A 24,712-nucleotide genomic window follows, 5' to 3' on the forward strand; every position below is an offset into this window, starting at 1 on the left:
CCCTATTCAACCCTCTGCGTGCGCACCGCGATGTTGAGCTCGAGCACGTTGACCCGCGGCTCACCGAGGATCCCGAAGGTCCGGCCGTCGGTGTGCTCGGCCACCAGCGCCGTCACCTCCTCCTCCGAGAGCCCGTTGGCGCGGGCCACCCGGGACACCTGGAGGGCTGCGTAAGCCGGTGAGATGTCGGGGTCGATGCCGGATGCAGAGGTGGTGACGGCGTCGGCGGGGACCTGGTCGACCGGGACGCCTTCGCGCGCGGCGATCTCGCGCTGGCGCTCGGTGATCGCCTTGACCAGGTCCGGGTCCTCCGGGCCGAGGTTGGAGCCGTAGGTGGACAGCGTGTCCCAGCCGTCGCCGGCCGCGCTGGGACGCGGGTAGAAGAGCCCCTCGTCGTCGTTGCCCTGGCCGATCAGGGCCGAGCCGACCGCCTCGGCGGGGTCGTTGGTGTGCGCGCCGGACTCTGTGACCAGGGAGCCGTCGGCACGCCATCCGAAGGCGGCCTGAGCGACGCCGGTGACGACGAGCGGGTAGACGATCCCGCACAGCAGGGTCGCGGCGATGAGCACGCGGAGCCCGGCGAGGGAGTGACGTAGCAGTGCAAAGAGATCAGACATGTTCACAGTCCTGGGATGAGAGAGATGACGAGGTCGAGCAGCTTGATCCCGACGAACGGCACGATCAGGCCACCGACTCCGTAGAGCAGCAGGTTGCGGCGCAGCAGGGCCGAGGCCGAGGAGGGCCGGTAGCGGACGCCGCGCAGAGCCAACGGGATCAGCGCGATGATGATCAGCGCGTTGAAGACCACCGCGGAGACGATGGCCGACTCCGGCGTGGAGAGCCGCATGACGTTGAGGACGTCGAGCGCGGGGAAGGCGCCGACGAACATGGCCGGCAGGATCGCGAAGTACTTCGCGACGTCGTTGGCCACCGAGAAGGTGGTCAGCGCGCCCCGGGTGATCAGCAGCTGCTTGCCGATCTCGACCACGTCGATCAGCTTGGTCGGGTCGGAGTCGAGGTCGACCATGTTGCCGGCCTCCTTGGCCGCGGTCGTCCCGGTGTTCATCGCGACGCCGACGTCGGCCTGCGCCAGCGCGGGCGCGTCGTTGGTGCCGTCGCCGCACATCGCGACCATCCGCCCACCGCGCTGCTCCCGCCGGATCAGTGCGAGCTTGTCCTCCGGGGTCGCCTCGGCGAGGACGTCGTCGACGCCCGCCTCCTTGGCGATCGCCGCGGCAGTGGCGGCGTTGTCGCCGGTGATCATGACCGTCTTGATGCCCATCGCGCGCAGCTCGTCGAACCGCTCGCGGATGCCGTCCTTGACGACGTCCTTGAGATGTACGACGCCCAGCACCCGTGCCGGGTCGCTGTTGCGGTGCTCGGCGACGACGAGCGGCGTACCACCGGTCTCGGCGATCTCGGAGACGATCACCCCGGTCTCCGGGGGCACCTGGCCCCCGTTCTCCTTGACCCAGGCCGTCACCGCGGAGGCGGCGCCCTTGCGTACGCTCAGACCGGGGCTGTCCAGGCCGGACATCCGGGTGGTGGCCGAGAACTCCACCATCGTGGCCTCCGCCGGCCCGCCCATCGAGCGACCCACGAGCGTCAGGATGCTCCGGCCCTCCGGCGTCTGGTCGGAGAGGCTGGCCAGGACCGCTGCGTTCTCGGCGCCGGTCAGGGTGACCCCGGTGACCGGGATGATCTCGTACGCCTGCCGGTTGCCGTACGTGATCGTGCCGGTCTTGTCGAGCAGGAGCACGTCGACGTCACCAGCCGCCTCGACGGCCCTTCCCGACATCGCCAGGACGTTGCGGCGTACGAGCCGGTCCATGCCGGCGATGCCGATCGCGCTCAACAGCGCGCCGATGGTGGTCGGGATCAGGCAGACCAGCAGCGCGGTGAGGACGAGCCAGGACTGGCGCGCGCCGGAGTAGCCGGCGAGGTAGTAGAGGCTCCAGCAGACGACCACGAAGATGGCGGTCAGGCTGGTCAGGAGCACGTTGAGCGCGATCTCGTTCGGCGTACGCTGCCGCTCCGAGCCCTCGACCAGGGCGATCATCCGGTCCACGAAGGAGTGGCCCGAGTCGGAGGTGATCCGGACGACGATCCGGTCCGAGAGGACCAGGGTGCCGCCCGTGACCGCCGACCGGTCGCCGCCGGACTCGCGGATCACCGGAGCGGACTCGCCGGTCACCGCGCTCTCGTCGACGCTCGCGACCCCCTCGATGACGTCGCCGTCACCGGGGATCCGCTCGCCGGCCTCGACCACGACGACGTCGCCGGCGCGCAGGCCGGTGGAGGCGACGACCTCCTCGGCACCGCCCGGGCCACCATGCAGGCGGCGCGCGGTGGTCTCGGTCTGCAGGGCACGCAGGCTGGCCGCCTGAGCCTTGCCGCGGCCCTCGGCGACCGATTCGGCCAGGGCTCCGAAGACGACGGTGAGCCACAGCCAGATCGTGACCAGCCAGCCCATCACTGACGGGTCGAGGACCGACATGACGGTCGTGGCGGCCGCACCGATCTCGACCACGAGCATGACCGGCGTCGCCACCAGCTTGCGGGGATCGAGCTTGCGCAGTGCACCAGGCACCGCTTCGGCGATCTGCTTGGTCGTGAGCACCGACGGTGCCGCCTCGACACGGGGCGGGTGCTCGGTGTCTTCTTCACGGGTACGTTCGGGGGTCTGGGTCATGACAGGGACTCCACGATCGGGCCCAGCATGAGAGCCGGGACGAAGGTCAGGCCGACGACGACCAGCGCGACGCCGGTCAGCAGGCCCACGAAGAGCGGGCGGTGGGTGGGCAGGGTGCCGGCGTTGTCCGGCAGCCGGCCGGCGGTCGCGAACCTGCCCGCCAGGGCGAGCACGAAGACCATCGGGACGAACCGGCCGAGCAGCATCAGCATCCCGAGCAGCGTGTTCCAGAACGGGGTGCCCGAGGTGATGCCGGCGAAGGCGGAGCCGTTGTTGTTGGCGGCGCTGGTGACGGCGTACAGCGCCTCGGAGAGGCCGTGCGGGCCGTCGGTCGAGAGGCCGGCCAAGCCTGCCGGAGCGGTCAGCGCGATCGCCGCGCCGACCAGCACCAGGATCGGGGTGGTCAGGATGTAGACCGCGACCAGCACCATCTCGTCGCGGCTGATCTTCTTGCCGAGGTATTCAGGCGTACGTCCCACCATCAGGCCGCACAGGAAGACGGTGACCACGGCGAGCATGAGCATGCCGTAGAGACCGGAGCCGACGCCGCCGGGGGCGATCTCGCCGAGCATCATGCCGAACAGCGCGACACCGCCACCGGGTGCGGTCAGGCTCTCGTGCATGCCGTTGACGGCACCGGTCGAGGTGCCGGTGGTGGCCGCGGCGAACAGCGCCGTGGCCGCCTCGCCGAAGCGGGTCTCCTTGCCCTCCATCGCGGCTCCCGCGAGCTGCGGAGCGGTGCCGGGACCGGCCATCTCCGCCCAGGTCAGCAGGGTGATGCCGACGGTGAGGAGGGTGCCCATCGTAGCCAGCACCGCGCCCCCTTGGCGCTTGTCCTTGACGATCAGGCCGAAGGCCCAGGCCATCGAGAACGGCAGCACGAGGATCGCCCAGATCTCGAGCAGGTTGGTGAACGGGTTGGGGTTCTCGAAGGGGTGGGCGGAGTTGACGTTGTAGAAGCCGCCGCCGTTGGTGCCGAGCTCCTTGATCGCCTCCTGGCTGGCGACCGGGCCACCGGTCAAGGGCTGGGTGCCGCCGGTCAGCGTCGTCATCTCGTGCACGGAGTGCAGGTTCTGCACCGCCCCGGCCGCGACCAGCACGATCGCGACCACGAACGCCGCCGGCAGCAGGACCCGGACCGTCGTACGCACCAGGTCGACCCAGAAGTTCCCGATCCTCCCCTGGCTGCGGGTGCGGGCGAGCCCACGCGCGAAGGCCGCGGCGACGGAGAGACCGACCGCGGCGGAGACGAAGTTCTGCACGGCGAGCCCGGCCATCTGGATCAGGTGGCCGGTGGCCGCCTCGCCGGAGTACCACTGCCAGTTGGTGTTCGTCACGAACGAGACCGCGGTGTTCCAGGCGCCGTCGCTGGGGAGCGGGTCGAAGCCTCCGTCGAGCGGCAGCAGGTTCTGCAGCCGGCCGAAGGCGAACAGGAACAGGATTCCGGCCAGCGAGAAGCCCAGCGCCGACGTCGCGTACGAGCGCCAGTGCTGGTCGGCCTCGGCGTCGACCTTGAGCGCCCGGTAGGCCACCGTCTCGGCACGCAGGTGCTTCGGGCTGGTGTAGATGTGGGCGAGGTAGCGCCCGAGGAGAGGAACCGCGAGGGCCAGCGCTGCGATCAGGACGACGATCTGCAGGATGGCGGCGGCGACGGGACTCATCGGCTCACCGCCCGCGGCTCGGTCTCGGTGGGGGCGGCGCCGGTGTCGGTGTCGGAGGGCTGGCCCAACCGCCGGTCGATGACTCCGACCAGCGCGGCGAGCCCTGCGAAGGACACCAGCGTGATGAGGATGTAGACGAGATCTAGCACGGCTCCATTGCAGCCCCGCCCGAGGCCGTAGAGGGCCGGCCTTGACGGTTCCCTGACGGGGTACGCCTCGCGATTGACGCATCCTTGACCGGGGGCGCCTACCATGTCCCCGTGCGGACGTGGCTCCGCGCAGATGAACAGGCAGTCGGTTGCTACCGCGAGCGAGAAGAGGAGGTGGCTGAGATGGACGGCCAACCTCCGAGTACCACCTCGCCCTGACCGGTCCGGCCCACCTGGAGAGCGTGCCGGGCTGGTGCGTCGCGTTCCCGCGTCGCGATCCCGCTCGCATCATTCCGGAGGCCATCATGTCCGAGCACCCGTTCCTGCGCCCGTTCACCAAGCAGCGCCGTTCCGACCCGCCCACGATCCCGCCGCTGCACGGCGGAGGCGGTCGGCCGACGACGCCGGTGCCGGCGGCGCGCGGCAGCATGATCGACAGCGCCGTCTACGTCGGCGGCGACCGGGTCGACTCGCCTTCGACCCTGGCCGAGACGTACCGCTCGCTGCGCGACCACGACGACGCGATGGCCTGGATCGGTCTGTACCAGCCCAACCAGCACGAGCTGGCCTCGCTGGCCGAGGAGTTCGGCCTGCACGAGCTCGCCGTCGAGGATGCCATCCTGGCTCACCAGCGACCGAAGATCGAGCGCTACGACGAGACGCTGTTCGTGGTGCTGCGGGCAGCCTGGTACGTCGACGAGACCGAGAACATCGACTTCGGCGAGCTGCACCTCTTCGTCGGTCCCGACTTCGTCCTCACCGTCCGCCACGGCGCCCAGCCCGACCTGTCCCCGGTGCGGCGCCGGATGGAGAGCAACCCCGATCTGCTCAGGCTCGGCCCGGAGGCGGTGCTGTACGCCATCCTCGACCGCGTCGTCGACGGCTACGCGCCGGTGGTCGCCGGACTCGCCAACGACATCGACGAGATCGAGACCGAGATGTTCCGCGGTGACACTCAGGTGTCCCGTCGTATCTACGAGCTCTCCCGCGAGGTGGTCGAGTTCCAGCGGGCGACCCGGCCGCTGCTGAACGTGGTCCGCTCCCTCTCTGCTGGATTCGAGAAGTACCGCACCGACGAGGAGCTCCAGCGCTACCTGCGCGACGTCGAGGACCACGTGATCGGGACCGTCGAGCAGATCGACGAGTTCCGCAACCTGCTGCGCGACATCCTGACCGTCAACGCCACCCTGGTCGCCCAGCAGCAGAACGAGGAGATGAAGGCGCTCAGCGAGCTCAGTGTGCAGCAGAACGACGAGGTCAAGAAGATCTCCGGCTGGGCGGCGATCCTGTTCGCTCCCACACTGGTCGGCACGGTCTACGGGATGAACTTCGACTTCATGCCCGAGCTGCAGTGGCGCTACGGCTACTTCATGGCGCTCGGGCTGATGCTGACCGTCAACGTGGTGCTCTATATCCTGTTCCGCCGTCGCAACTGGATCTGAGAGGCCCCCACATGACGGTCTACGCACTACGTCCGACCGGACTCACCGAGCACGACCTCGACGAGGTCACCGAGCTGCTCGACAAACCCGACACCGTGGTGTGGATCGACCTTCCTCAGTGCGACGCGGCCATGTCCGAGCAGCTCAGCCGTTGGTTCCCGTTCCACTCCCTCGCCTTGAGCGACTGCGTGGCCCGCAACCACATCTCGAAGTTCCACTTCTACGACGACCACGTCTTCACGGTGCTGCACGCCCCGAAGCTCGGCAGCGGCGGACACGTGCACTATGTCGAGCTCGACCAGTTCATCGGCCCGAACTACCTGGTGACCGTGCACGGTCCGCTCAACCCGGTGGTCGACCCCGAGGTGGCGCACATCGACACCGACGGCGTGCGGCAGCGGATCCTGAAGGGCGACATCCATCCCCGTACGTCCTGGGACCTGTCCCACTCCATCGTCTCCTCGATGGTGCGCCGCGAGACCCAGCTGGTGGCCGACCTCGCCCGGGAGTCCGGCCGGATCGAGCAGCAGGTCACCGACGACGACCGTGACGACGATCCACAGACGCTGCTGGAGGAGCTGTTCCAGGTCGGGCACGCACTGCTGGCCGTACGCACCATCGCCACCCACAGCGCGGAGACCTACCGAGCCGTGGCGCGGCGTGGGAACGGACCGGTCGCGGGCCTGGCGGTGCGCGCAGCGGAGATCGCCGACCGGTTCGAGATGGTGCGCACCATGGCCGACGGGCAGGGCGACTTCGTCCGCGGGGTGATCGACTTCTACCAGGCCCGCACCAGCACCCACCTGGCCCTGGCCACCGAGGAGCTGGCCGCCACCTCGGTGCGGCAGAACGACGACATGCGCCGGATCTCGGCCTGGGTCGCGATCGTCGCCGCACCGACCCTGATCACCGGCTTCTTCGGGCAGAACGTGCCCTACCCCGGGTCCGGCGAGACCACTGGCTTCATCGCCTCGACCATCGCCATCATCGTCACCGCGGTGGTCCTGCACAGGGCGTTCAAGGCCAAACACTGGCTCTGACCCGAGGTCCGGGCGACGGGTGCGGCCACGCGGCGATCCGGTAGGCGACAATGTGCGCCATGCTGCAGCTGCGGATCACCTCGCCGGCACATCTGACGCCTCAGGTCATCGACGTGCTCACCGCAGACCCGGCGGTCAGCGAGCTCTCCTCGCTGCCCGGCGCATCGCTGCGTCCGGAGGGCGACGTGGTGATGGCCGGGGTGGCGCGGGAGGCCGCCAACGACGTCATCGACCGGCTCCGTGACCTGGACGTGCACAAGGAGGGCAGCATCCACGTCGACTCGGCCAAGGCGTGGCTCTCGGAGAGTGCACTGAAGGCCGCCGACCTGGCTCCGGGCAGCAGCGCGGACAGCGTGGTGTGGGCCGACGTCACCCAGCAGGCCTACGACGACACCGAGGCCAACTGGACCTTCATGAGCCTGATGACCCTGGCGACGCTGCTGGCCGGGATCGCGATCGTCCTCGACTCCCAGATCCTGGTGATCGGGGCGATGGTGATCGGCCCCGAGTTCGGCGCCATCGCGGCGCTGGGAGTCGCCCTGGTCCGGCACCGCTATCACCTCCTCGGCCGCTCGCTGGGCACTCTCGCCCTCGGATTCCTGGTCGGCATCGCGGTCACCACGGTGGCCGCGCTCATCGGCCGCGCTCTCGGCTGGATCGATCTCGAGGACGTGCTCGCCGACCGGCCGGGGACCGGCTTCATCTACACCCCGGACAAGTGGTCGTTCATCGTGGCGCTGATCGCGGCGTCGGCAGGCGTGCTCGCCCTCACCTCGGCCCGGGTCGGCGGCCTCTCCGGGGTCTTCATCTCGGTGACCACCATCCCGGCAGCCGCCAACATCGCCCTGGGTCTCGCCTTCGGCGTGGGCCACGAGATCCGGGGCAGCGTGCTGCAACTGCTCCTCAACATCACCGGGATGGCGCTCGCCGGCTGGGCGACGCTCGGCATCCAGCAGGTGGTGTGGAAACGGATCTCCGAGCGACGCGCCCGGTTCGTCCGGAGGGTCAGGAAACGCTGACAAAGGTCCCGCTTCTCGACATCTGACGCAAGCACTGGGAGGCTACTGGACTCAAGCAGAACATTTAGTTGACCAGAGCGCTCTCGGAGGACGCATGCGGGCAATTCAGCGGGCTATCGTCGGAGTCGGGCTTGCAGTCGTCGCCCTCGTCGCGATGGCACTGCTCATCGGAGGGATACGGTCGATCGGACCGGACCAGGCGACCCAGCCCGCGCAGCAGGCGACCGGTCAGCAGACTCCGCTCGCCGATGACCCGACCGGCCCGCCCGAGCCCATCGACGCCGCCGAGGACACCTCGGTCGGCACGCTGCCTCCTCCTCCCGACGCCGCCACCCAGCTCGCCTCCCGCGACCTGCTCGCGCCGCCCGACTCGGCGCCGAAAGCGAACCAGCCCACCGAGGGCAGGACACTGAGCGCCCGGAAGACGCGCGGCGGCGAGAAGTCGGACGAGACCTCAGGTCAGGTCCCGGCCATGCCCGGGCAGGACTTCACCGCGACCCAGGACGGCTGGGACTGGAGTCAGTGGGACGCGGATGGCTGGTACGGCGACAGCGACGACAGCGACGACGACGGCGACGACTGCCGGCGCGACCAGCACTATGAGCACCGCTACGACCGCCGCGACGACTGCGACGATGACGACCGGCGCGACTGAGGCGAACTAGAGCACGCTCTCGACGGCCGCACGCACCTCGGGGCTGGGCTCGACGGCCTTCCCGGACTCCAGGTCGTAGAAGACCAGCGTGACCTGCCCGCGGGCGAGCCGAAGGTCTCCGTCGGCGATCTCGGACTCGATCGTCATCGACTTGGTGCCCAGCCGGGAGACGTAGCTCCACACGTCGTACGGCTCCGAGCGAGCCAGGACCGGAGCGTGGTAGGTGACGTCCGTCTGCGCGACCACGACGGACGGCCAGCCTTCGATGCCGTGCTGCGACCTGAGCCGCATCATCAGTGCCAGTCGCGACTCCTGGAAGTACTCGAAGTACTTCACGTTGTTCACGTGCCCGTAGGCGTCGACGTCGGAGAACCGGACGTAGAGCGGGAAGCGCCCGTCCTCGAGCCGCTTCGGCTCGCCCAGGGCGAGCGGCTTCGGCGACCATTCCTCCGGGTAGCCCTCGAGGTACGGCTGGAGGTTGGCCTTCTCCTCGGGCTTGAGCCGGCGCGGCGACTCGGTGGCGAAGACGTACGGCGCCAGGACCGTGCTCGCCCGCAGGAAGATCTTGCGGGTGCCATCAGGCTGGTCGCGGAAGATCTCGTAGGCCATCGTGAAGCTGGCCGCCCGGATGTCGGTCACCCACGACTCGACGTAGACCGGCTTGAAGTCGAAGAGCAGCGGGGCGACGTACGTGACCTGGTGGCTGGCCACCACGACTCCCTCAGCCAGGCCCTGGGTCTGCGGGCTCCGGGCGTGCGTGCGCAGCATGTCCACGCGCGCCTCTTGGAGGTAGTCGACGTAGACGACGTTGTTGACGTGGCCGAGCATGTCGAGGTCGGCCCAACGCATGGGGCATTCGTAGAGGTGGCGCACGTGGCCGATCCTTCCAGATCATCTTGGGCACTGGGCCTGGCGACCAGACGCTGTCCGGGCGAGTATGGTGTCGACCACAGTTCTACCTACTCATCAGTAACCGGGAGTCTTCATGCCTGAGGCAGTCATCGTCGCCGCCGCCCGCACCCCGATCGGGCGAGCCAACAAGGGATCTCTGAAGGACTTCCGTCCCGACGACCTCGCGGCGCTCATCACCAAGGAAGCCGTCGGCAAGGTCGAGGGTCTCGACCCCAACGACATCGACGACCTGCTGCTCGGCTGTGGTCTGCCGGGCGGCGAGTCGGGCAACAACATGGGCCGTGTGGTCTCCGTGCTGAACGGCTGGGACAAGGTGCCCGGCGCGACCATCACCCGCTACTGCTCCTCCTCGGTGCAGACCTCGCGGATGGCGCTGCACGCGATCAAGGCCGGCGAGGCCGACATCATCGTCTCGGCCGGTGTCGAGACCGTGTCCCGCTTCTTCAAGGGCACCTCGGACCACCTGCCCGACACCGTCAACCACCTCTTCGACGACGCCCAGTCGCGGACCACCGCCACCGCCACGTCCAACGAGAAGTGGCACGACCCGCGCGAGGACGGCCTGCTGCCGGACGTCTACATCGCGATGGGCCAGACCGCCGAGAACCTCGCCACCTCGCGCGGCATCTCGCGCCAGGAGATGGACGAGTTCGGCGTACGCTCCCAGAACCTCGCCGAGAAGGCGATCGCCGACGGCTTCTGGGCCCGCGAGATCACCCCGGTCACGACCCCCGACGGCACCGTCGTCTCGGCCGACGACGGCCCCCGCGCGGGCGTGACCCTGGAGGCCATCTCCGGCCTCAAGCCGGTCTTCCGCGAGGACGGCACCGTCACCGCCGGCAACTGCTGCGCCCTCAACGACGGCGCCGCCGCCGTCGTGGTCATGTCCGACACCAAGGCCGCCGAGCTCGGCGTCACCCCGCTGGCCCGGATCGTGTCCACCGGCGTCTCCGGCCTCTCCCCTGAGATCATGGGCCTCGGCCCGGTCGAGGCGACCCGCAACGCGCTGAAGTACGCCGGCATGTCGATCGGCGACATCGACCTGGTCGAGATCAACGAGGCCTTCGCCGCCCAGGTGATCCCGTCCTACCAGGACCTCGGCATCGACATCGACCGCCTCAACATCAACGGCGGCGCCATCGCCGTCGGTCACCCCTTCGGCATGACCGGCGCGCGCCTGCAGAACACCATGCTCAACAGCCTCGACTGGCACGACAAGACCACCGGTCTGATCACCATGTGCGTCGGCGGCGGCCAGGGCATGGCGATGATCCTCGAGCGCATCTGACACCCACCCCTCGACTCGGCGCGTCTGCCCCAGGCAGGCGCGCCGAGTCGGCGTTTCAGCGCATCTCGATGCCGGGGCGGTCGCTGATGAGGTGGTCGGAGACGGCGTTCATCACTCGCCCCAGAGCCGCGAAGTCTTCCTCGCTGACCAGATCGATGAGGTACTCGCGTACGCCGGTGACGTGAACGTGGGCCGCTTCCCGCAGCAGCTCGAAGCCGCGTTCGCTGAGGTTGGCGACGACACCGCGACCGTCCTCGGCGGAGTTGCGGCGTTCGACCAGCCCGGCACGCTCCATCCGGGTGATCGTGTGCGTGACCCGGGAGCGCGAGTGGGCCAGGGAGTCGGCGAGCTGAGCCATCCGCATGGCGCCGTCGTTCTCGGAGAGGCGTACGAGGATCTCGTACTCCGGGAGCGAGATGTCGAAGCGGGTGCGTAGGTCGGCGTCCAGGCGGTCATCGAGCAGGGTCATCCCCATCATCAGCGCACGCCAGGAGCGCTGTTGCTCTTCGTCCAGCCACCGAGTCTCATCACCCACGGGGCATTACGTTAGCCCTCTCTACGGGCTGTTCCATGCACTGGCACCCCTTAACAGCGAGGAAGTTGTCACCGAAGGTTCGATCCGAACCCGGGACGAGAGCCATGAAACAGTCGGGACCAACGGCAGAATGAGCCGGGACCTAAGCCCGGCGATGAGACGGGCGAGGAGACCGGCGATGAGACCAGACCGAGGCATCGCAGGCCCCAGAAACAATTCGCCACGGCTCCAGGTAAAGGCGAGAATTGTTCGGTGTCGACTCCCCCTGCTCTCGGTCTCCGTGACTTCATAGCCGCACTTCCACGCGAGGGCCGCTGGCTCCTGTCGACGGTTGCGATCCAGCTCCTCGGTCGCGGCATGACGCTGCCGTTCACGATCATCTACCTGCATGAGGTACGCGGCTTCGACCTCGGTCTCTCCGGCACCCTGATGGGCCTGATCGCCATCGCCGGCTTCATCGTCACCGGCCCAGCGGGCAGCCTGATCGACAAGTACGGAGCCCGTCCGGTCATCCTCGGCGGCCTGGTCTGCGCGATCGCCGGCGACGTCATGCTCGCCTTCGCCACCACGCCGGTGCTCGCCGCGGCGGCGCTGTGCCTGCTGGGCGTCCAGGCCGGGGTGTCCTGGCCGGCAGCCAACGCCTTGGTCGCCACCGTGGTCGAAGGTGAGCTCCGGCAGCGCTACTACGGGGTGAACTTCGCGCTGATCAACCTCGGTATCGGCGTCGGCGGCGTCGTCGGTGGTCTCTTCATCGACGTGAGCCGGCCCGAGACGTTCACCTACGCCTTCCTCGCCAACGCGGCCACCTTCACGATCCCGGCCCTGGTCCTGCTCGGCCCGCTGCGTCATCTACACGGCCGCGCCGCGCGACCTGCCGCCGACCAGCCCGACGCGACCGCGTCGTACGCCACGATCCTGCGCCGTCCCGAGGTCGTCTGGCTGGTGGTGATCGGGGTGCTGCTCTCGACCCTGGGCTATGGCCAGATCGAGAGCGGGTTCCCGGCCTACTCGCGTCAGATCGCCGAGGTCTCCACCCGCGTCATCGGGTTCGCGTTCGTGGTGAACTGCGCGGTGATCGTGCTCGCCCAGTTCTGGGTGATGAACCGGGTCAGCGGCCGACGGCGCACTCGAGTGCTCGTCGCCACCGCCGCGATCTGGGGCCTGGCCTGGGTGGTGTTCGGGGCGACCGGCTTGGTCCCCGGCTCCGTCGCGGCCATCGTCGGCGTGGTCGCCTTCCAGGGGATCTTCTTCGCCCTCGGCGAGACGCTGATGCAGTCGGCCTACCCCGCCCTGACCAACGACATGGCGCCCGACCATCTCCGAGGGCGCTACAACGCGATCAACTCCGCCTCGTTCCAGACCGGGGCGATCATCGGCCCGATCCTCGCCGGCTTCCTGCTCGAGCACGGCCAGTCGACGGCATTCATCGCGCTGATGGTGGTCGGCTGTGTCTTCATCGTCGCCGCCTCGATGCGCCTGGAGCGCCGGATCACCCCCGCCGTGAACGGTGTACGCCCGGCAGCGGCCCACGAGCCCGCACCCCTGTGACAAACGCGCCGAGTCGGCTCGTTATGACGAGCCGACTCGGCGATGGTTCTGGTCAGAACGCGCCGACTCGGCGCGGGTTGGTCAGTCGCGGGTGAGGCGACGGTGGGTGACGCGGTGGGGGCGGGCGGCCTCCTGGCCGAGGCGCTCGATCTTGTTGGCCTCGTAGGACTCGAAGTTGCCCTCGAACCAGAACCACTCGCCCTCCTTCTCCTCGGTGCCCTCCCAGGCGAGGATGTGGGTGGCGATGCGGTCGAGGAACCACCGGTCGTGGGAGGTGACCACGGCGCAGCCGGGGAAGTCGAGCAGCGCGTCCTCGAGCGAGGAGAGGGTCTCGACGTCCAGGTCGTTGGTCGGCTCGTCGAGCAGCAGCATGTTGCCGCCCTGCTTCAGGGTGAGCGCGAGGTTGAGGCGGTTGCGCTCACCGCCGGAGAGCACGCCGGCCTTCTTCTGCTGGTCGGGACCCTTGAAGCCGAAGGAGGCGACGTAGGCCCGCGAGTTCATCTCGAAGTTGGCGACCTTGATGAAGTCCAGGCCGTCGGAGACGACCTCCCAGACGTTCTTGTTGGGGTCGATGCCGCCACGGCTCTGGTCGACGTAGGAGATCTTCACCGTCTGGCCGACGTTGAGCTCACCCGCGTCGGGCTTCTCCGAGCCGGTGATCATCCGGAACAGCGTGGTCTTGCCGACACCGTTAGGGCCGACGATGCCGACGATGCCCGCACGCGGGAGCGAGAACGAGATGTCGTCCCACAGCGTGCGGCCCTCGAAGCCCTTGACCAGGCCCTTGGCCTCCATCACCACGTCGCCCAGGCGCGGGCCCGGCGGGATGTTGATGTCGGCGGTGTCGATCTTGCGGGCCTTGTCGGCCTCGGCGGCGAGCTCCTCGTAGCGGGCCAGACGCGACTTCGACTTGGTCTGGCGGGCCTTGGCGTTGGAGCGGACCCACTCCAGCTCCTTCTCGAGCATCCGGGCGCGCTTGGCGTCCTTGAGGCCCTCGACCTTGAGACGGTCCTTCTTGGTCTCCAGGTAGGTGGAGTAGTTGCCCTCGTAGCCGTGGATCGAGCCGCGGTCGACCTCGGCGATCCACTCGGCGACGTTGTCGAGGAAGTAACGGTCGTGGGTAACCGCCAGGACGGCGCCCTTGTAGCTCTTCAGGTGACCTTCCAGCCACTGCACCGACTCGGCGTCGAGGTGGTTGGTGGGCTCGTCGAGGAGCAGCAGGTCGGGCTCCTGCAGGAGCAGCTTGCACAGCGCGACGCGGCGGCGCTCACCACCGGAGAGGTTGTCGACGAGCGCGTCGCCCGGAGGGCAGCGCAGCGCGTCCATCGCCTGCTCCAGCTTGGAGTCGATGTCCCAGGCGTTGATGTTGTCCAGGAAGGTCTGGAGCTCACCGGTCTCGGCCATCAGGGCGTCCTGGTCGGCGTCGGGGTCGCCCATCTCCATGTAGGCGTCCTCGAGGCGCTTCATCTTCGACTTGATCTCGCCGACCGCCTCCTCGACGTTCTCGAGGACGGTCTTGCCCTCGGTCAGCGGCGGCTCCTGCTGGAGCATCCCGACGGTCGCGTCCTGGTCCCGGACGATGTCGCCGTTGTTCGGGTGGTCCAGCCCCGCCATCAGCTTGAGCAGCGAGGACTTACCCATGCCGTTCGGGCCGACGACGCCGATCTTGGCACCGTGCAGGAACGAGAGGGTGACGTTGTCGAGGACGACCTTGTCGCCGTGGGCCTTGCGCACATTGCGCAGGGAGAGGATGTAGTCGGCCATGGTGCCCACCCTAATGAGGGAGAGGCACGCCGGTACAACCGGCGCACCTTGCCACAGGGCCGTGCGACCGCCCGGCTCACCTCAGGCTGCCACAGACGCCTCCGTCTCATCAGTCGCCTCGCCATCGTCCGTTGTCGCCGGCTGCTGGTCCCACGGGTCCGCACCCGGCGCCCGCCAGTCGGAGAGCGGGTCGCGCTCGGGGTCGTCGTCGCGGGGTCCGGGGGCCGGAGCAGCGACCGCGGCCAGCGAGCGCGGGTTGCGCGAGATGCTGGACATGCCACGGTTGAGGTCGTGGCCGACGACGGTCGCCTCGACCTCGAAGGTGTTGACCTCGAGCCCGTCCTTGTTGACGTAGCTGCGGGCGGACAGCCGTCCCTGGACGACCACGGGGTCGCCCTTGCGCAGCGAGCGCCCGACGTTCTCCCCCAGCTGACGCCAGGCACTCACCGAGAACCATTGCGTCACGCCGTCGCTCCACTCTCCGGTGGACCGGTTGAGCTTCCGCGGCGTGCATGCGATCCGGAAGTTCGCGACCGAGACCTCACCGACGTTCCGCACGACGGGGTCGGCGCCGACGTTGCCGCGCAGGGTGATGATCGAGTCGTTCATCGTTGTCTCCTCGTGTTCGCGCCCGCCTGATGCGGGCCTCGGAGACAACCCTGCGCTCGACCACCGACAGTTCCGGGCGGCGTACGTCCGCCTGTGGACAACCCCGGATCGAACCGTGCCTGTGGACAGTGATCGGCCCGTCGACCGGTCAGCGCAGCGCCTTGGCCACCCCGTGCCGAAGGGCGGTGTAGGCCCCCAGCTCGGTCTCGATCGGGTCGACGACGAGCTCACGGGACACGTCGGCGACCGCCGTACGCAGCCGCGCATCGGCCGCCCGCGCCCGACGTCGAGCGGTGCTGATCACCAGCAGATGGCACACGGCCCACAGCACCAGCCCGAGCCCGACACCCCCGATGACGAGGACGTACGGCAGCTCGACCCCGGCGACAGAGGGCGTCACGTCGCCGATCTGAGCGGCTCCGGAGAGAAGCAGCGCCACCGACCACACCAACCCGACGGTGGCGAGGATGATGAGGAGCCACTGGAGCGCCTTGACCAGCCCGGTCCACAGCGGCAGCCGCTCGGCGTTCAGGTCGACTCCGCCGACCGAGGCATCGAGCCTGTCGGCGAGGTCGTCCATCCGGGATACCGATGCCCGCCGGATCGCGTCCCGCCACGGCGAGGCGAGCCCGGCGCCGGCCTCGTCGGCCAGCTGACGCACCTCGGTGTCGACCCGCGCGCGCTCGACGGCGGTGGTCTGCGGCAGCGAGGTCCGGGCGCGCCCGGCCAGCTGGGTCGCCTCCTCCCCCAGCGCCAGGTGAAGCCGCTTCAACGGGTCCGGCTTCAGCCGGGAGACCCACGAGACCAGCGGCCAGCCCGTGGCCGCGCTCGCCCGGGTGCGTACGGATCGCTCGACCGCGTCCACCACGGTCGGCACTCCGGCGGCCTCGGAGATGGCGTCCTCGAGGGCCTCCACCCGGGGCTTGGCCAGGGAACGCGGCTTGGCGTCACCGGACGCCTTGGCGAGCTTCACGGCGGCGGTCTTGATGTCGGCGGAGAGCCGGGACTTGTTGGCCCGCTTCGCCGCGGCCCGCTGGGCGATCTCGGTCTTGAGCTGCGGGATCCCCCAGCCGAGCTTGGCCGAGACCGGGATCACCGGCACGTTGCGCAGCCCGTCCTGGTCGAGCAGGCGGCGTACGTCACCCAGCATCGCCTCACGACGGTCCTCGGGAACGCGGTCGATGTGGTTGAGCACCACGACCATGATCTCGGAGTGGGTCCGGAGCGGCTGCAGATAGCGGTCGTGGATGGCCGCGTCGGCGTACTTCTGCGGGTCGAGCACCCACACCAGCATGTCGGCGAGCTCGACCAGCCGGTCGACCTCGAGATGGTGCGAGACCTCGGTGGAGTCGTGGTCGGGCAGGTCGAGAAGCACCACGCCGTCGAGCTCGTGCCCCTCACGGCGGGTGTCGAGCATCGAGTCGCGGGTGGTCTGGTGACGCTCGGGGATGCCCAGCCACTCGAGGAGCTCCTGAGCGCCCTCCGAACCCCACACGCAGGCGGTGGCCCACGAGGTGGTCGGCCGCCGGACACCGACGGCGGAGAGCTCCAGCCCGGTCAGGGCGTTGAACGTGGACGACTTGCCCGACCCGGTCGCCCCCGCGACCCCGACGACCGTGTGGTCGGCGGAGAGCTTGAGGCGTCCTTGAGCCTTGTTGACCACGGCGCGCGCGTCCTCGACGAGTCCGTCGTCGAGACGCCCCGTCGCCGCCACGGTCGCAGCCGTCAGTCCGTCCAGCCGATCACCGAGGTCTCCGCCTCGGCTGACCAGGTTCTTTGCACCTTCGAGCAGACCGCTCAAGGATCCCCCTTCCCTTCCTGAAAAAGCTCAGTCTGACAAGTCTCAGTCATCGCCGCGCTGGCTGGCGAAACGGGCGTCGCCGACCTTCCGCGCAGCGTGCCGCAGTCGCTCCGGTGCACCATGGTCGATCTGCAGCGCGTCGACCTGACCCGTGTAGCGCGCACGCTCCTCGTCGACGAGCCCCACGATGCGTACCTCCAGCGCCTTGCGCGCCCGGGACGCGAGCCCGCGCACGGCCTGGTCGCCGAAGACCGCCTCCAGGAGCTTCTGGCCGAGCAGGAGGGTGCCGCCGGCGATGCCCACCTCGGCACCGACGAGAGCCCCGCCGGTCGAGGCGAAGACGACCACCATCAGCGCGACCCCGAGGCCGTTGACCCCGTAGGAGAGGAACTTCGCGGTCGTACGTTTGTCCTGACCCTCGCTGCGCACCATGTCGAGCACGTCCTGCTGCCAGTCGCGCACCGCACGCTCGGCCTTGGGCCGCAGCGCACGGGAGGCCCGGCCGAGGTCGGCGGGGCCGGTGGCGAGCAGCCCGCGGCCCGCGGGGCTCATCTGCCAGGCCGCCTCGGCCCTCTCGGCAGCCGCCTCGCACTGCTCCAGGATCAGCATCTCCAGGCCGCCCTGTACGGCAGCGGTCACCCGTTCGGCCTGCTGCGGCTTGCCCTTGATCGAGCCGAGGATCTTGTCGCGAAGCATCCCCACCTTCGTCTCGAGCGCCTTGAGGATCTCGCCGCTGCCGACGAACTCCTGCCAGCGCGCGAGCACCTCGCCGCGCAGCAGCGTCCCGTCGGCGGTCGCCGCCATGATGGACCTGAGCGCCTCGTCGTAGGCCATGTCCGCATCCGTACGCAGCCGCTGCGCGGCCTCTCCCTGACCGTCCGCGGTGTCGGCGATCGGGTGGACCTCCAGGGTCAGCGCCCGCACCGCACCGTCGAGGGTCTGGGTGACGACCTGGTGTCGCGCGGTGGCGTCGTCGGCGAGCATGTCGAGCCAGGCGCGTACCTCGGCGACGTGCTCGGCGGGCAGCAGCCCCTGCTCGGAGACCTCGCCCTCGTGGACGATGAAGAGCGGTGAATCCTTGAGCCCGCGCGAGGCGAGCATCCGCGCCAGGTGGCCGGCGACGGTCTGGACGGCCTCGGTCGGAGTGCGGTCGAGCACCACTGCCACCGCGGTGGAGCGGTTGGCGGCGAGCTGGAGGAACTCCCAGGGCACCTGGTCGGCGTAGCGTGCGGCCGAGGTGACGAAGATCCACAGGTCGGCCGCGGCGAGCAGCTCGGCCGCGAGCACCCGGTTGGCCTCCTCGACCGAGTCGACGTCGGGCGCGTCCAGGATCGCCAGGCCGGGGTGGAGCCGGTCGCTGGCGACCAGCTGCAGCGCACCGGGGTCGTTGGTCGGGTGGTTCACCCGCTCCAGCTCGGGAAGCAGGCGGTCCTGGCCGAACCAGCGGCCGTCGTCCGGGTGGTGCACCAGCACCGGCGAGCGGGTCGTCGGCCGCAGCAGCCCCGGCGTGGTCACCTTGGTGCCGACCAGCGAGTTGACCAGCGTCGACTTGCCGGCGCCCGTGGAGCCACCGACGACCGCGAGGAGCGGCGCGTCGATGGTCATCATCCGCGGGATGACGTAGTCCTCGAGCTGCTCGACCATGTTCTGCCTGGCGGCCCGCTGCTCGTCGGCGCCGGGCAGGTCCAGCGGCAGGGTCACCTCGGTCAGCGCGCGGTGGAGCTGGATGAGCGAGGTCACCATCCGGTTGCCCTCGCCGCCGGACGCCTCGATCTCGGCCCGGGCGGCCTCGAACTCGGTGGTCGGCTTCTCCGCGAGCATCCCTGCGGTCAGCGCCTCGTAGGCAGCAGGCCTGGTCTCCGGAGCCGCCTCCGGAGCGTCGTCGTCTCTGTGTTCTTCGTTCATCCGGTCATCACCTGCCCGCTCGGGAACGCGATGTGTGGACGTACCTCACTGATGCGGTCAACGTATGCCCTCCCCCGGGCGGCGAAGTCTGGCGGCGGGTTGCCGCGCAGGAATCGCCAGTGCAAGTATCCGAGCTCGATGGCAGCCTGCTGGTATTCACGCATGGCCGCAACCCCCTGAGCCCCTCCATGGGTCGACGCGAACCTCCGCGCCTGCTCCCGGCGCCGCAGATCGACCACCCAGCCGATGTCGGTGTAGGGAATCAGCCCCCGTTGGGCGGCGTCGGTCAGCGACCGGGTCAGCACGATGCGCTCGGACTTTCGCCGCCACACCGCGAAGACCACCATCGAGACGAACGCGGGCACCATCACCACGACGTACGCCAGCAGGAACCCGGCCCCGTCATAGAGCAGTGTCGAGCCGTTCCAGGTGCCGTGGGCGAGCACCGCGATGGCGTAACCCAGCAGCGGCGCCACGACCTTCAGCCAGCGCTTGCGCGTCACCACCGCGATGCCGATACCGATGCCGGTGAAGGCGGTGAAGAGCGGGTGCGCGAAGGGGCTGAACAGGCAGCGCATCACGAAGACGGCGGTGAACTCACCGATGTGTCCCGTGGAGCTGTCGCCCATGCCGGGCGTGCCGTTGTAGGTGCCGCCCAGGTAGAGGATGTTCTCGGTGAAGGCGAAGCCGATGCCGACCATGCCGGCGTAGACGATCCCGTCGAGCACCCCGTCGAGGAGGTGGCGGCGCCAGACCAGCAGCACGAAGAGGAACAGCCCCTTGGCCGCCTCCTCGGTGACCGGAGCCACGATCGCGAGCTGGGTCGGCTCGCTCCACCCGGCGAGCAGCGCCCCGACGCTCTGCACGATCAGCGCGGCCGCGACCGCGACGAAGGCGCCCCACCCGAGGCCGAGCGCGAGCAGCGACTTCGGCTCGGGTTCGTAGCGGTCCAGCCACAGGAAGGCGTAGACCAGCGGCACCACCGGGATGGCCGCGAAGAGCACACCCAGGATCGCGCCGGTCGGGGCAAGATGGTCGTTGACGACGCTGGTGCTGAGCAGAACGATGCCGAGCACCGGCAAAGAGGTCAGCACGACAAGCACGCCCACCACGATGGTGAACGTGCGGTTGCTTCTCGTCGGATCCTTCGGGATCGCCCCCATGCGCGCCAGACTATCGGGCGGCCGGACCGCACGTGCGACCAGACACCGATCGAGACGTCCTCGCCACCCGCGTGGCCTGGGAACTCACGAGCGTTGTCGATCCGGCGCGGCGTACGATTCCGGTATGACGGACAAAGGCGCCCCCACTCCTGCAGACGACCACACCGAGAGCCACGACCAGACGGTTCCGGAGGCGTGGTCCAAGTTCATGAGGGAGGGCTGGGACGACCGCGAGGTCGAGGTTCCCGAGCATCCGATCACGCCGTGGGCGGCCGCCCGCCGGGAGCGCCTCTCGGGCATCTTCCCGGGTGAGCGCCTGGTCGTCCCGGCCGGCACCTACAAGGTCCGCGCCAACGACACCGACTACCGCTTCCGCGCCGACACCGCCCACGTGCACCTGACCGGCAACCAGACCTCCGACGCCGTCGCCGTGATCGAGCCCGACGGCACCTCGGTCCTGTACGCCCGCCCGCGCAGCGGCCGCGACACCGACGAGTTCTTCCGCGACCGTCAGTACGGCGCGCTCTGGGCCGGTGCGCGTCCCTCGGCCCGTGAGCTCTCCGACTCGCTGGGCATCGAGGTACGCCACGTCGACCAGCTCGAGTCCGACCTCTCCGGCAACACCCCAACCCGCGTCCTTCGCGGAGTCTCGGCCGACGTCGACAAGCTGGTCGCCCCGGCCGAGGCCTCCCGTGACGAGGAGTTCGCCAAGGCGCTCTCCGAGCTGCGCCTGATCAAGGACGAGTGGGAGCTCGGCGAGCTCAAGGAGGCCTGCGACATCACCGTGCGGGGCTTCACCGACGCGGTGCGCGAGTGGGACCAGGTCCTGAAGCACGGCGAGCGCTGGATCGAGGGCACCTTCTTCCGCCGCGCCCGCGCGGAGGGCAACGACCTCGGCTACGACTCGATCGTCGGCGGCGGGTCCCACGCCACCACGCTGCACTGGATCGACAACGACGGGCCGATCGTCCCCGGTGAGCTGGTGCTGCTCGACATGGGCGTGGAGGGCCACAACCTCTACACCGCCGACATCACCCGCACCCTTCCCATCTCCGGGACCTTCACGCCGCTGCAGCGCAACCTCTACGAGCTCGTCTACAAGGCGCAGCAGGCCGGCATCGAGGCGATCCGCCCGGGCGTGACCTTCCGGGCCGGCCACTTCGCCGCCATGGAGATCCTCGCCCACGGCCTCGACGACCTCGGCCTGCTGCCGGTCTCGGTCGACGAGGCGCTCTCCGAGGACAACAAGACCTACTCCCGCTGGACCCTCCACGGCGTCTCTCACATGCTCGGCCTCGACGTCCACGACTGCGCCTCCGCGTCGAAGGATGCCTACATCGAGGGACCGCTGCAGGAAGGCATGGTCCTCACCGTCGAGCCGGGCCTCTACTTCCAGAAGGAGGACAAGCTCGTCCCCGAGGAGCTGCGCGGCATCGGCATCCGCATCGAGGACGACATCGTCGTCACCAAGGACGGCTCCGTGAACCTCTCCGCCGGCCTGCCGCGTACGGCCGACGACGTCGAGGCGTGGATGGGTCAGTATCTGTGAGGTGAATGCTGACCGAGGTAACTCAGTCGAGTCGCGCTTCCCTCGTGGAGTTCCACGAGGGAAGCGGGTGCTGACCGAGTTACCTCGGTCGGCGATCGCCGTGGCCGGCTGCGTCGCCCTGGCCTCGGCCCTGATGGCCTGCAGCCCAGGAAGTACGCCACGGCAGCAGCCCGCCGCCTCGCCATCAGCGACGGCGTCCGCGCCCGCGTCGAGCAGCTCCGACGACGTCTTCGCGGGAGCCGTGGTCGGGATCGACCCGGGCCACAACGGCGGCAACGCGGGCGCGCCCGAGGTGATCAACGAGCCGGTGTGGAACGGGCGCTCGCAGAGCCCGTGCAACACGACGGGCACCGCGACCGACGACGGCTACCCGGAGACCGACTTCACCTGGGCCGTCGCCACGAAGCTCGCGGCCGATCTGCGCGAGTCCGGCGCGAAGGTGGTCATGACCCGCGACAGCAACGACGGGGTCGGGCCGTGCATCGACGAGCGCGCGAAGATCATCAACGACGCGAAGGCCGACGTCGCGATCGACATCCATGCCGACGGCGCGGCCGCCTCCGAGCGGGGCTACTCGCTGCTGATCCCGGTGCCCTCGGGCACCAACGACGAGGTCGTCGAGCCCTCGCGACGCTACGCGCAGCTGCTCCGCACCGAGATGCGGAAGACCGGGATGCCGCTGGCCTCCTACCTCGGCGAGGGCGGGTTCGTGGAGCGCGACGACCTGGCCGGCCTCAACCTCACCACGGTGCCGCAGGTGCTCCTCGAGACCGGCAACATGCGCAACGCCGAGGACGCGCGCCTGCTGAAGTCGGACCGGTTCCAGGCGCGGACGGCCGCCGCCATCAAACGGGCGATGGCGGCGTACCTCCGCTCACGCTGAGACCAAGCCTCAGCTCCGCGCTTCGCGCGGTCACTCCTTCGCTCGGCGCGAGCGGACGAGCAAGCTCGCCGCTCGGCCTCGCTCCAGTCGTCTCAGAGCTTCGTCCATTCGACGGGCTCGAGGCCGTACTCCTCCGCGATCGGCCCCCACGCCTTGGCGGCCGCCTTCTTCGGGTCGTGGCTGGCCAGGCTGAGCGTGGTCGCCTTCTCCAGCTTGCCCTTGCCGCCCACGCACTCGCCATCGGCGTTTACCCTGCGCTTCTCGCCCCAGGCCGCGAAGGCCAGGTCGGCGTTCTGCGAGGTCATCCACGCGGACTCGAGGTTCTTGACGAGCTTCCGCGACCCCGGGAGGACGGCGGTGTCGATCTTGGCGACATCCGCAGCCAGCTTCTCGCGGGAGGCTGCGGCGTCCTGGAAGGTCTGGATCGCCTCGTCGATGTTCTCACAGGCCTTGAGGTCGGCCTGAGCGGCACCGATGGCCGCCTTGTCCTTGGCCGAGGTCTTGATGAGGTCGTCGATCTTCTTCGCCTCGGCCGCGGCACCGCCCTCGGTCGTGGTGGCATCCGTGGTGGAGCCCGTCTTCGCGTTGGCGTCGTCGTTCCTGGTCAGACCGATGACGAAGGCGATGATCGCGACCACGACGGCCAGCGCGAGGACGATCAGGCCCCAGCGCTTCAGGTCGAGACCACCAGGGCCCTTGCCCTGGCCGCCCTGGCCGCGCTGCGGCTCATAGCGGGCGTCGTAGCCGTTCCCGTACGGGTCGTAGCCCTGCGGCGCCATCGGCGGCGGCGCCGGGGTGTTGGGCCCGCCGCCGACCGGCGGCTGCCCGACGAGGGTGGCGTCGGTGTAGGGGTTCTGGCCGTAGGGGTCGCCGTACGGCTGGCCGAAGTCGTCCTGGGACCGGTCCTGCGGCTGGCCGTAGGACTGCTCGTACGCCTGGTCGAAGCCCTGGTCGGCGCCCTGTCCGTACGGCTGTCCGTAGGGCTGGTCGTAGCCCGGCGACCACTGGCCCTGGTCCGGCTCCAGCTGCGGTGCGAGCGGGGCGTAGGCGGGGTCACCGTACGTCGGGGCCTGCTGTCCCTGGTCGGGCTGGCCGAGATCGGGCTGGCCGTCGTCGTAGCGCGACTCGGGCGCCGGGGCGTCGAACTGCGGCTGCGGCGGCGCGAACTGCTCGAACTCGTCGCGCGGACGGGTGCCTCCGGAGGCCTCCTCGTCGACGGCGTCGAACCGGGGGCTCATCGCGACCTGGGTCTCGTCCGGACGGACCGGCTCGGGCTGGCGTCGCTCGACCGGCGGCATCGCCTCGTGGGTCGCCTCGTAGGCCGACTCGGGGGCCTGGCCACCGAACTGCGGCGCGGGCTCGACGAAGGTCGGGTGCTCCGCGCTCTGGTACGCAGCGGCCGGACGCTCCGGCAGCGGGGGCGCGGCCATGGGCTCCGGGGTCTGCGGCACCTGCGGTTCCGGCATCTGCGGATCGGGCGCAGGGGCGGGGGCGGGCGCTGGCGCGAGCGGCTCGGCCGCGCGGTCCTGTGCTGCCGGCCGCGTCGGGAGATCCGGCAGCGGCGCCGGTGCGGCCACCGGTGCCTCGGGCTCAGGATCCGGCTCCGGGGCCGGCTCGGGCTCTTCCGCGACGCGCTTGCGCTTGGGCAGGAAGAGCGACTGCGACTGGGAGGCGAGCTCCGGCTCGAACTTCGGCGTACGCGCCGCCAGCCCGAACAGGCCACCACCGTCCGAACCCGCCGGCGGCGGGGCCATGCCACCACCGAAGGCCGGCTGCTCACCGCTGGGCGCGGTCATGCTCAGCTGAGGCGCCATCGAGGCCCCCGGCGTACGCCTGACCTGCTCGAGCGGCAACGGGGCCGGCTCCGTGTCGGCCTCGGGTGCGGGCGCAGCACTTCCCTGCCCACGCCTCGGCAACGACAGACCACCCTGCTCAGGATCGGCACCCCGCTGCGGCAGTCGCGGCGGTGCGACCGGCTCCGGTGCACCCTGCGACGGCGGCTGATGAGCGCTTCTGACGGGGGTCCCACAACCTGTGCAGAAGCGCATACCGGTGACGGCTGCACCGCACGAGGTGCACATGGACTCCATAGTCATG

20 protein-coding genes are annotated in these 24,712 nt (G+C 69.6%); 8 read left to right on the forward strand and 12 right to left on the reverse strand.

The features are described from left to right. Positions 1-2: 2 nt before the first annotated feature. The 4 genes from kdpC to ACW14X_RS09275 are packed head-to-tail and all read right to left on the reverse strand — an operon-like array spanning position 3 to position 4,502. On the reverse strand, positions 3-617 hold the full coding sequence (gene kdpC, locus ACW14X_RS09260; RefSeq protein ID WP_457165409.1) for a potassium-transporting ATPase subunit KdpC: 615 nt from the start codon (positions 615-617) through the stop codon (positions 3-5). Between the two features lie 2 nt (positions 618-619). Then, on the reverse strand, positions 620-2,692 hold the full coding sequence (gene kdpB / locus ACW14X_RS09265) for a potassium-transporting ATPase subunit KdpB (protein ID WP_457165410.1): 2,073 nt from the start codon (positions 2,690-2,692) through the stop codon (positions 620-622). Further along, the gene (kdpA, locus tag ACW14X_RS09270) at positions 2,689-4,353 is read right to left on the reverse strand and encodes a potassium-transporting ATPase subunit KdpA (RefSeq protein ID WP_457165411.1); all 1,665 of its coding nucleotides are present in this window, start codon (positions 4,351-4,353) and stop codon (positions 2,689-2,691) included. Before kdpA ends, kdpB begins: the two co-directional genes overlap by 4 nt. Then, complete coding sequence (locus ACW14X_RS09275) at positions 4,350-4,502, reverse strand: hypothetical protein (protein ID WP_457165412.1); 153 nt, start codon at positions 4,500-4,502, stop codon at positions 4,350-4,352. Before ACW14X_RS09275 ends, kdpA begins: the two co-directional genes overlap by 4 nt. A gap of 305 nt (positions 4,503-4,807) precedes the next feature. Between ACW14X_RS09275 and corA the strand changes: the two genes are divergently transcribed. The 4 genes from corA to ACW14X_RS09295 all read left to right on the forward strand — a co-directional run bounded on the left by corA (position 4,808) and on the right by ACW14X_RS09295 (position 8,658). Beyond that, positions 4,808-5,944, forward strand: coding sequence for a magnesium/cobalt transporter CorA (gene corA, locus ACW14X_RS09280; RefSeq protein WP_160025151.1), 1,137 nt, complete (start codon positions 4,808-4,810; stop codon positions 5,942-5,944). A gap of 11 nt (positions 5,945-5,955) precedes the next feature. Further along, on the forward strand, positions 5,956-6,984 hold the full coding sequence (locus tag ACW14X_RS09285) for a magnesium transporter CorA family protein (protein ID WP_457165413.1): 1,029 nt from the start codon (positions 5,956-5,958) through the stop codon (positions 6,982-6,984). A 59-nt stretch (positions 6,985-7,043) separates the two neighbouring features. Then, complete coding sequence (locus ACW14X_RS09290) at positions 7,044-8,003, forward strand: DUF389 domain-containing protein (RefSeq protein ID WP_457165414.1); 960 nt, start codon at positions 7,044-7,046, stop codon at positions 8,001-8,003. A 94-nt stretch (positions 8,004-8,097) separates the two neighbouring features. Continuing rightward, positions 8,098-8,658, forward strand: a complete 561-nt coding sequence (locus tag ACW14X_RS09295; protein ID WP_457165415.1) for a hypothetical protein — start codon at positions 8,098-8,100, stop codon at positions 8,656-8,658. A 6-nt stretch (positions 8,659-8,664) separates the two neighbouring features. Here ACW14X_RS09295 and ACW14X_RS09300 read toward each other — a convergent pair whose 3' ends face one another. After that, positions 8,665-9,507, reverse strand: coding sequence for a thioesterase family protein (locus ACW14X_RS09300; RefSeq protein WP_160025155.1), 843 nt, complete (start codon positions 9,505-9,507; stop codon positions 8,665-8,667). Between the two features lie 136 nt (positions 9,508-9,643). Between ACW14X_RS09300 and ACW14X_RS09305 the strand changes: the two genes are divergently transcribed. Continuing rightward, entirely contained in the window at positions 9,644-10,858 is a 1,215-nt protein-coding gene (locus ACW14X_RS09305) for an acetyl-CoA C-acetyltransferase (RefSeq protein WP_160025156.1), read from the forward strand. A 55-nt stretch (positions 10,859-10,913) separates the two neighbouring features. Here the strand turns inward: ACW14X_RS09305 and ACW14X_RS09310 are convergent, their stop codons facing one another. Beyond that, a complete protein-coding gene (locus ACW14X_RS09310; protein ID WP_160025157.1) occupies positions 10,914-11,393 on the reverse strand; it encodes a MarR family winged helix-turn-helix transcriptional regulator in 480 nt (159 codons plus the stop codon). Between the two features lie 252 nt (positions 11,394-11,645). Here ACW14X_RS09310 and ACW14X_RS09315 point away from each other — a divergent pair, with 252 nt between their 5' ends. Continuing rightward, entirely contained in the window at positions 11,646-12,941 is a 1,296-nt protein-coding gene (locus tag ACW14X_RS09315) for an MFS transporter (protein WP_457165416.1), read from the forward strand. An 81-nt stretch (positions 12,942-13,022) separates the two neighbouring features. On the opposite strand, the gene ettA is transcribed toward ACW14X_RS09315, so the two are convergent. The 5 genes from ettA to ACW14X_RS09340 all read right to left on the reverse strand — a co-directional run bounded on the left by ettA (position 13,023) and on the right by ACW14X_RS09340 (position 20,183). Further along, positions 13,023-14,705: an energy-dependent translational throttle protein EttA gene (ettA, locus tag ACW14X_RS09320; protein ID WP_160025159.1), complete on the reverse strand. Its 1,683-nt coding sequence runs from the start codon at positions 14,703-14,705 to the stop codon at positions 13,023-13,025. 81 nt (positions 14,706-14,786) lie between these two features. Continuing rightward, a complete protein-coding gene (ssb, locus tag ACW14X_RS09325) occupies positions 14,787-15,314 on the reverse strand; it encodes a single-stranded DNA-binding protein (RefSeq protein ID WP_160025160.1) in 528 nt (175 codons plus the stop codon). 148 nt (positions 15,315-15,462) lie between these two features. After that, positions 15,463-17,115 (reverse strand): GTP-binding protein, encoded by a 1,653-nt coding sequence (locus ACW14X_RS09330; protein WP_457165417.1) that lies wholly within the window; start codon positions 17,113-17,115, stop codon positions 15,463-15,465. A gap of 42 nt (positions 17,116-17,157) precedes the next feature. Next, complete coding sequence (locus ACW14X_RS09335; protein ID WP_160025162.1) at positions 17,158-19,020, reverse strand: dynamin family protein; 1,863 nt, start codon at positions 19,018-19,020, stop codon at positions 17,158-17,160. After that, entirely contained in the window at positions 19,017-20,183 is a 1,167-nt protein-coding gene (locus tag ACW14X_RS09340; protein WP_160025163.1) for a PrsW family intramembrane metalloprotease, read from the reverse strand. The genes ACW14X_RS09335 and ACW14X_RS09340 overlap by 4 nt, the downstream gene beginning before the upstream one ends. Positions 20,184-20,307: 124 nt before the next feature. On the opposite strand from ACW14X_RS09340, the gene ACW14X_RS09345 reads away from it, so the two are divergent. Together ACW14X_RS09345 and ACW14X_RS09350 are read left to right on the forward strand one after the other, a co-directional pair. Continuing rightward, entirely contained in the window at positions 20,308-21,732 is a 1,425-nt protein-coding gene (locus tag ACW14X_RS09345; RefSeq protein WP_457165418.1) for an aminopeptidase P family protein, read from the forward strand. Between the two features lie 67 nt (positions 21,733-21,799). Beyond that, a complete protein-coding gene (locus tag ACW14X_RS09350) occupies positions 21,800-22,615 on the forward strand; it encodes an N-acetylmuramoyl-L-alanine amidase (protein WP_457165419.1) in 816 nt (271 codons plus the stop codon). A gap of 92 nt (positions 22,616-22,707) precedes the next feature. On the opposite strand, the gene ACW14X_RS09355 is transcribed toward ACW14X_RS09350, so the two are convergent. After that, on the reverse strand, positions 22,708-24,468 hold the full coding sequence (locus ACW14X_RS09355; protein ID WP_457165420.1) for a hypothetical protein: 1,761 nt from the start codon (positions 24,466-24,468) through the stop codon (positions 22,708-22,710). Positions 24,469-24,712 lie beyond the last annotated feature (244 nt).

The sequence above is a fragment of the Nocardioides sp. YJ-D4 genome (genome assembly GCF_054031495.1).

Coding starts and splice junctions, on each gene's coding strand:
- kdpC (WP_457165409.1), bottom strand. CDS start 617: ATGTCTGATCTCTTTGCACTGCTACGTCACTCCCTCGCCGGGCTCCGC.
- ettA (WP_160025159.1), bottom strand. CDS start 14,705: ATGGCCGACTACATCCTCTCCCTGCGCAATGTGCGCAAGGCCCACGGC.
- kdpB (WP_457165410.1), bottom strand. CDS start 2,692: ATGACCCAGACCCCCGAACGTACCCGTGAAGAAGACACCGAGCACCCG.
- ssb (WP_160025160.1), bottom strand. CDS start 15,314: ATGAACGACTCGATCATCACCCTGCGCGGCAACGTCGGCGCCGACCCC.
- kdpA (WP_457165411.1), bottom strand. CDS start 4,353: ATGAGTCCCGTCGCCGCCGCCATCCTGCAGATCGTCGTCCTGATCGCA.
- ACW14X_RS09345 (WP_457165418.1), top strand. CDS start 20,308: ATGACGGACAAAGGCGCCCCCACTCCTGCAGACGACCACACCGAGAGC.
- ACW14X_RS09305 (WP_160025156.1), top strand. CDS start 9,644: ATGCCTGAGGCAGTCATCGTCGCCGCCGCCCGCACCCCGATCGGGCGA.
- ACW14X_RS09295 (WP_457165415.1), top strand. CDS start 8,098: ATGCGGGCAATTCAGCGGGCTATCGTCGGAGTCGGGCTTGCAGTCGTC.
- ACW14X_RS09285 (WP_457165413.1), top strand. CDS start 5,956: ATGACGGTCTACGCACTACGTCCGACCGGACTCACCGAGCACGACCTC.
- ACW14X_RS09290 (WP_457165414.1), top strand. CDS start 7,044: ATGCTGCAGCTGCGGATCACCTCGCCGGCACATCTGACGCCTCAGGTC.
- ACW14X_RS09335 (WP_160025162.1), bottom strand. CDS start 19,020: ATGAACGAAGAACACAGAGACGACGACGCTCCGGAGGCGGCTCCGGAG.
- ACW14X_RS09300 (WP_160025155.1), bottom strand. CDS start 9,507: ATGCGTTGGGCCGACCTCGACATGCTCGGCCACGTCAACAACGTCGTC.
- ACW14X_RS09340 (WP_160025163.1), bottom strand. CDS start 20,183: ATGGGGGCGATCCCGAAGGATCCGACGAGAAGCAACCGCACGTTCACC.
- corA (WP_160025151.1), top strand. CDS start 4,808: ATGTCCGAGCACCCGTTCCTGCGCCCGTTCACCAAGCAGCGCCGTTCC.